The organism is Streptomyces sp. IBSBF 3136, from assembly GCF_036815105.1.
Taxonomy (GTDB): domain Bacteria; phylum Actinomycetota; class Actinomycetes; order Streptomycetales; family Streptomycetaceae; genus Streptomyces.
In genome coordinates this window covers 55,183-61,712 of the sequence record NZ_JAJSZC010000016.1, presented here as the reverse complement: position 1 = coordinate 61,712, position 6,530 = coordinate 55,183, and the positions used below count along the sequence as shown (strand labels likewise).

The 6,530-nt window shown below is 70.9% G+C and carries 6 protein-coding genes and 2 pseudogenes; 3 read left to right on the top strand and 5 right to left on the bottom strand.

What is annotated here, in order from left to right; genetic code table 11:
• Window positions 1-127 precede the first annotated feature (127 nt).
• Both V7E45_RS05930 and V7E45_RS05925 read right to left on the bottom strand, forming a co-directional pair.
• A complete protein-coding gene (locus V7E45_RS05930; RefSeq protein WP_333773003.1) occupies window positions 128-721 on the bottom strand; it encodes a hypothetical protein in 594 nt (197 codons plus the stop codon).
• Between the two features lie 256 nt (window positions 722-977).
• Window positions 978-1,136: pseudogene (locus V7E45_RS05925) on the bottom strand (DUF6233 domain-containing protein); the annotation flags it as partial.
• A gap of 276 nt (window positions 1,137-1,412) precedes the next feature.
• On the opposite strand from V7E45_RS05925, the gene V7E45_RS05915 reads away from it, so the two are divergent.
• On the top strand, window positions 1,413-1,547 hold the full coding sequence (locus V7E45_RS05915; RefSeq protein WP_333773002.1) for a hypothetical protein: 135 nt from the start codon (window positions 1,413-1,415) through the stop codon (window positions 1,545-1,547).
• 242 nt (window positions 1,548-1,789) lie between these two features.
• The gene (locus V7E45_RS05910; RefSeq protein ID WP_443055947.1) at window positions 1,790-1,936 is read left to right on the top strand and encodes a hypothetical protein; all 147 of its coding nucleotides are present in this window, start codon (window positions 1,790-1,792) and stop codon (window positions 1,934-1,936) included.
• Window positions 1,937-1,951: 15 nt separating this feature from the next.
• On the opposite strand, the gene V7E45_RS05905 is transcribed toward V7E45_RS05910, so the two are convergent.
• Window positions 1,952-3,580: an alkaline phosphatase D family protein gene (locus V7E45_RS05905; RefSeq protein WP_333773001.1), complete on the bottom strand. Its 1,629-nt coding sequence runs from the start codon at window positions 3,578-3,580 to the stop codon at window positions 1,952-1,954.
• A gap of 645 nt (window positions 3,581-4,225) precedes the next feature.
• Here V7E45_RS05905 and V7E45_RS05900 point away from each other — a divergent pair.
• Window positions 4,226-4,535: pseudogene (locus V7E45_RS05900) on the top strand (GNAT family N-acetyltransferase); the annotation flags it as partial.
• A gap of 108 nt (window positions 4,536-4,643) precedes the next feature.
• On the opposite strand, the gene V7E45_RS05895 reads toward V7E45_RS05900, so the two are convergent.
• Together V7E45_RS05895 and V7E45_RS05890 are read right to left on the bottom strand one after the other, a co-directional pair.
• The gene (locus tag V7E45_RS05895; protein ID WP_333773000.1) at window positions 4,644-5,423 is read right to left on the bottom strand and encodes a DUF1206 domain-containing protein; all 780 of its coding nucleotides are present in this window, start codon (window positions 5,421-5,423) and stop codon (window positions 4,644-4,646) included.
• Between the two features lie 761 nt (window positions 5,424-6,184).
• A complete protein-coding gene (locus V7E45_RS05890; RefSeq protein WP_333773005.1) occupies window positions 6,185-6,415 on the bottom strand; it encodes a ribosomal protein L7/L12 in 231 nt (76 codons plus the stop codon).
• Window positions 6,416-6,530: the final 115 nt, after the last annotated feature.

Genomic DNA, 6,530 nt, shown 5'->3' with positions numbered 1-6,530 from the left:
GGGGGGGGGGGGGGGGGGGGGGGGGGGGGGGGGGGGTGGGGGGGGGGGGGGGGCGCCCCCCCCCCCCCCCCCCCCCCCCCCGTGGTGCCACGGCGTCGCGGTCCTGGGGATCGCGGGCCCCTGGCGGTCAGAAGAGGCTGCCGCCGCCCGCGCCGCCGGTCCCGCCAGTCCCGCCGAACAGACCGCCCAGTCCGCCCGCGCCGCCCTTGCCGCCGTTGCCGCCCTGGAGGATGCCGAAGCCGCCGTTGCCGCCCTTGCCGCCGTTGCCTCCGACGAGGACACCGCTGCCGCCGCCACCGCCGTTACCGCCGCTTCCGGCGAAGATCCCGGAGCCACCGGCACCACCGTTGCCGCCGGCGCCACCGACGACGCCGTCGCCGCCGCCACCGCCGCCACCGCCGCCGCCACCTGCGAGGATGCCGTCCCCGCCCTTGCCGCCGTTACCGCCGGCACCGCCGACGCCCAGGACGCTGCCGCCACCGGAGCCACCGGAGCCGCCACCCCCGCCGATCAGGCCGCCACCACCGGCGCCACCGTCGCCGCCGGCGCCGCCGCCCTGGACGAAGGCCACGGTCGAGGCGGGCATCGGAGCCGCCATCGCGGAGGACACGGGGAGAGCGACGCCTCCGGTGAGCAGTGCGGCCGACGCGAAGACGGTCGCGAAACGAATACCTAGACGCCGGGGGCGGGTCTCGTCGTACGTGCGCTTGTCACAGGTCATGGATTTCTCCTCTTTCTTCTCAAGGGCATCTCTGTCGCCCAGTGATTCGAGATGTCGGTGAGGGGGGAGAATCCTCGGCCCTTGGGGAGGATTTCCGCCTTACCGGTCGGCCTCGTTCCTTTCCGGTGAGGCCTTGTGCTTCAAGTACGCCCGATGCGCGTAGCCCGGTCACGTTCCGCGAGTTCGGGACTTGACTACGCCGAAGGCGCCGGGTAAAAGCACCGGCTCAGCACCGCCGGCTTGGGCTGGTCGCCGTTCATGATTCGCCGAGTACGTTGTCGGGGCGGCAGTGGACGCAGGCAGGGACGTGCTGCCGCATGGCTTCGAGGACCTGCTCGCGTGTCGCTGGGCGGCAGCGCCCGTTCTTGGCCGCGGCCCAGCAGTCGCCGGTATGCACGGCGTCGGGAGGGCAGCGGTCGGCGTGCCGTCGGCCATGCCCCTGGGAGTAGGGCTGCCGCGGACCGCGGGGGCCGCTCCACCGAGTCCCCGTCGAGTGGCCCCCATGAGCCCCGCGCCGTCGGCCGACCTGCCCGCGGGCGCTGTCACCGCCCCGCGGCGCAGGCGACCCCGCCGACTACCAGTAGTGGCGTCGGCCGGCGACGGCGGGTCCCATCGCGCCGAGGAGCCACGGGATGATTCAGACGACCACCAGGATGATCCCGACGGTCCACAAGGATGGACAGACTTCTCCTTGGGGGAGTGGTGCCGGCGCGACACCACCGTCCTGCGCCGCCGCCTGCTGCTCCTGTCCGTACGCCTGTGGTGGCACCCCTACCGGGAGACAGCACCCTCGGTGCCCCGGCACGCTCCGAACTGCGGCAGCTGACCCGCGCACGGCGAGCCGGCCAGGCGGTTTGACCGCACGCCTCGGGCGACCAGCAGCGTCCTCCGTGCAGACACCCCATCCCGCGCCGAGCCGGGGGGTCTTGCACGCGCCGGCTCGGCCGCGAGGGGCCGGCATCGTCCGTCGGCTGCGAGGTGGATCTTGGTGGTGAAGCCACGGTGGCAGCGTCCCAGGCTCAGCACGGAGCAACTGGACGCGCTGCGGGAGCTGGGCATCGGCTGGGCATGACGTGGCCCGGCCTCCTCCTGACACCCGGACACATCAACCGCCTGAAGGGCTTTGGCGCCGTCGCCACACGCTACGAGAAGCGGGCCTACACCTACCTCGGCACCTTCACCCTCGCCGGACTCATCATCTGGCTCCGCACATGATCCGAGAAACAGCGCCTAGTCGGCGGTCAGGACGGACTCGTGCACGGTCTGCAGCGTCGCGTCGGAGGTGGTGCTCTCCAGACGGAGGCGGGCAGTGCGGTCGCGCAGCGTCAGGGTCATCAGCTGGTTGCCGAACCAGGGGCCGCCCTGCTTGCGCCAGGTGATCGGTGGCCGGGGACAGCGGCCGTGCCGGGCGAGCAGGCGTCCCAACAGGCGGGCCGGTGCACTCCAGCCGAAGCGGAAACCGATCCGCATCATCAAGGGCACGGAGTTGTGCACCGGCGAGCAGGTGAGCTGTACGACGGGACGGCGCGGCCCGCCGGACGGCCAGGACGCCTCGGCTATGTAGCCATGGTGGACGTCGCCGGACAGGACGCACACAGTCGCCGGAGCGGCGGGACTGGTCCCGGTCTCGGCGATGATGTCGGCGAGATCGGTGAAGGAGCGTGGGAAGGCCGCCCAGTGCTCCAGGTCGGCTCCGCGGCGCAGCCACTCGCCGAAGCGGGCCCAGCGTGTTCCGCGCTCCCCGGCACACAGAGCCGCGTCCCAGGCCTCGGTGTCGTGTATCAGGTGGGGCAGGAGCCAGGGCAGGGAGGTACCGATCAGGAGGTGGTCGTAGGCACCCTCGTCGCCCAGCACCTGCTCGCGCAACCAGGCGGCCTCGCCCGGGTCGAGCATGGCGCGGCGGTCCTCGGCGAGGACCCGCGCGGCCCGGGAGTCCACCATCACGACCCGGACCCGGCCGAAATCGCGACGATAGCTGAAGCGGACCGAGGCGGAATCGGCGTCGGCCCGCTCGGCCAGGGCGCGCAGTGCCGGGGTGCCGTCCGGCGTGGCGTGGACCGCGGCCCAGTCGGGATCGTCAGCCAGTTCGGCCGGGGAGAGGTTGCCCACGTGTTGGTAAACCCAGTAGGACATCAGGCCGCTCAACAGCCGTTCCTGCCACCAGTCCTCGGTCCGCATGTCCGCGAGCCAGGCGGCAGAAGTGTTCCAGTCGTCCACGACGTCGTGATCGTCGAAGATCATGAAGCTGGGCACGGTGGACAGCAGCCAGCGGACCTCGGGGTCGAGCCAGGATTCGTAATAGAGGTGGCAGTACTCCTCGTAATTTGTGACCTGGCCGCCTGGCGGCTTGTCGAGGTCGCGGCGCTCGGCGAGCCAGCGCCGGGTGCGCGCGGATGTCTCGTCCGCGTAGATCTGATCACCCAGCAGAAGCAGGACGTCGGGGCGCTCGGCGCCGGGATCGGCCACCAAACGGGCGGCGAGCGTGTCGAGGGCGTCCGGGCCGACCGGATCCTTGCCGTCGGCCGGGGGTGCGGCCCAGCGACACGATCCGAAGGTGACCCGGACGGTGTCGCCGGAGCCCGGCGAACGGATGACGGAGGGCGGGAACGGGGAGTCGGGCAGGGGCCACACCCGGGTGCCGTCCAGGAGCACCTCGTAGGTGGGGGAGCCACCGGGGTGCAGGCCGGCAACGGTGACGAGCGCGTAATGGTGCCCGGCCACCTGGAAGGTGGGGGCCGTGCCACCCGCGCCGTCGGAGCAGCGCACCTGCACCGTGCAGGGCTCGTCGGTCTCGACCCACACCGTCGCACACGAGCCGTCGGTACACCTCAGCAGTGGTCCCAGGCGCAGTTCGGCCACGTGATCGCCTTCCTGTCTCGCGTATAGGTGAAAGAACGACCGTAGTGACGGTACATGGCCCGGGAGTGAAGTGTCCGGGCTCCCGGCTCGCAGGAGCAGGCAGAGAGCGAAGAGGCAGCATCACGGCCGGGTCGGAGCAGGTGCCGGTGGCACAGGGGAGCCTGAGCACTGAGCGCGTCGACGACCCGTCGAGCGGCCTTGAGACCGATGGCCTTAGCGGCCGGTGTCTCCAGGGCAATCCGCCTGACCTGCGACAGTCCGGCCGCCTACCGGCCTGAACAGTCTCGGCCGGAATCGCGACGACCGTACCGATCCAAGTCGTCATCAACCCGATCCGCAGCGCCCGGACGGGCCAGGACGACCTTTCGACGGACCGGCGGTCGGCGATGCCGAGCCACAGCTGGAGTGGTTGAAGCAGCGCTCGGCCAACCCGTGGCGGCGGCAGACGGCCTTGGCGAAGTCACACCGGCGTTCACGCGTCCCACCCGGCCCGCAAGTTGGTTCACGCGCTCGGTCGACGTGGTCAGGTGGCGAACCCATCCGACTCAGGCGAGGAAGCAATATGACTATATTTCAGTTGATTTGACCCTCTGCTAGCGTGCGCGGATGGGAGATCTCGGATCCGTTGCCTGACCGCCTGAGCCGATTAGAACCGAGCAACTCGTACTCCGTGAGCCCGAGGGGAGGGACCGTGCGGCGTTCATCGAGCTGCTCTCCTCGCCGGAGGTGAACGCCTACCTCGGCGGGCCCGGCCCCCGTGTTGATCGGCCAGATCCTGCTCAGGAGAGCGACCGGGCACCGTCGCCCGGCTGCTGCGGGGAAGGCCGACCTTGGCTACGTGTTCCTGCCGCAGGCGTGGGGATTCGGGTACATCACCGAGGCGTGCGCGGCGGCATTCGGCTGGTCCGAAGGCGTCTTTCCCGGCGAGCCGGTGGTGCTCGCCACCCAGGCTGCCCCGCCTGCTCCTCGCCGAGGACGTCAAGGTACGGCCCGGCCGGTCACCTGCTCACTCAGACCATACGCTGAGCCATATCCTCGCCCCGGCAGATCAACTGACCGAACGTCAGAGCTTGCGCCAGCGGGCCTCGCACCAGGAGAAGACACCGAACGCCGCCAGACCGAGAGCGATCACCGCGAGCAACCACGGGCCGGCCGGCAAGTCCCGGAACGCACGCAGGGTGTCGTCCATGCCCTTCGCCTTGCCAGGCTGGTGCCGGACCGCCGCCACCACGGCGAACGCACCCGCGACGGCGAACACGATCCCGCGGGCCGTGCCACCCACGACACCGAAGAACTCGGTGACCTTCCGCGCCTTCGCGGACATGACCGCCGTGTTCAGGTGCTTGCGGAACTTCTTCATCACAGCCCGGGCCGCTATGTACAGCCCGGCGGCCACCACGGCCGCTCCGGCGATCCCGACGATCCACTGGCCGCCCGGCCACCCCAACACCTTGGCGGTCAGGTCGTCGGTGCGGCGGTCGGAGGAGCCGCTCCCGCTGCCCTTGTCGCCGGCCGCGTACGAGAGCACCGACCACGACACGACGGCGTAGAAGACGAACCGGCCCGCGGCCATGACACGCTTTGAGGGCTTGCCCCCATCCGTGCCCGCGCCGCCGAGCACGGCCTGCGACAGCCGCCACAGCGCCATGCCGGCGAGCGCGATGCCGACGATCCACAGCATCGCCGACCCGAACGGGCGCTGGGCCAGCTCGCTCAGCGCCCCACCGCGGTCGGCCTGCTTGCCGCCACTGTCACCACCGAAGGCGATCTGCAGGGAGATGACCCCCACCAGCAGATAGATCAGCCCGCGGGCGGCGAAACCCGCACGCGCCGCCGCAGCCATCGCCGGGCTGTCCGCAGCTCGGCGTGCCCCGCCCCGTTCACCCACCGCCCATGCCTGTGCATTCATACTTCAGCCGATGCCCCCGGACCCCGATCCGACACCTGGCAAGGCAGCTCGGCGAGGGCGGTATGGGGCAGGACTGGGGGGCGCGGGACGAAACCGTGGACCGGAGTGTCGCGGTCAAGATCATCGTTGCTTGCTGGCGGCGGGAGTCGAGGCAATGAGGCACGTGCCCGGTTTCTGCGCGAGGCACGGATCACCGCCCGGCTACAGCAATCCCAACATCGTCACCATCCACGACCCCGGCGAGACAGGCACGGGAAGCGAGAGGTTCCCTTTCCTTGTGATGGAGATGGTCCGCGGCAAGGGGTTTTGGCGGGGGACCATCCCCGCGCGGGCGGGAAACATGCCCACCGCACCACCTGAGTGAGGTGCTCCCCGTGCCCGCGGGGATGGTCCCTCGTCCTCGACCGTGACCTCGCCGCGCTGACGCGCCCGCAGGCATTGTCCTTACCCGGCGACCGGCGACGACACTTACGGGTGTTCCCTGCGCCCGCAGGGATGGTCCCGGGGAGAAGGACGCCTTCCTGGCGGAGGTCAAGTGCTCCCCGCGCCCCGGGGGATGCTCCCCTGATCAACGCCTCCGGCCTGAAGCTGACATGGGCGGCTGGGATGCGGCAGGGAGCAGACGCTGACGGCCGCGCTCGGCAACCTTGCCTCCTGTACGCCGCCGGACCTTTTGTGGGTACGGTCCGCCAGGCTCAGCAGCGAGGACGTCTTGCCCGGGCTCCCACATGGCGGAGGGCCGAGACGGCTGCCGCCGCGCCTTCCTGGGTGACGCCGACGAGGATGACGGCGGGAACCTGCGTCGCCAGGACCTTGCTCCGCCACAGGCTCAGCCCCGTAAGTCGGCGCACGACCTGGACGACGTTCGTCATGCGGGCACCAGGCTCGGTGGGCACCCCGTCATGAGGCACGTCGCCGCATACCAGTCAGAAGTACGCGCGCCATGCCTCTCCGCGCCCGTCTCCGGCTAGTGGACCAGATCTCCCATATGTCCTTCCGGGCTCTGGCCGGCGAACACCGCACGACCACCGGCCGCCTCGC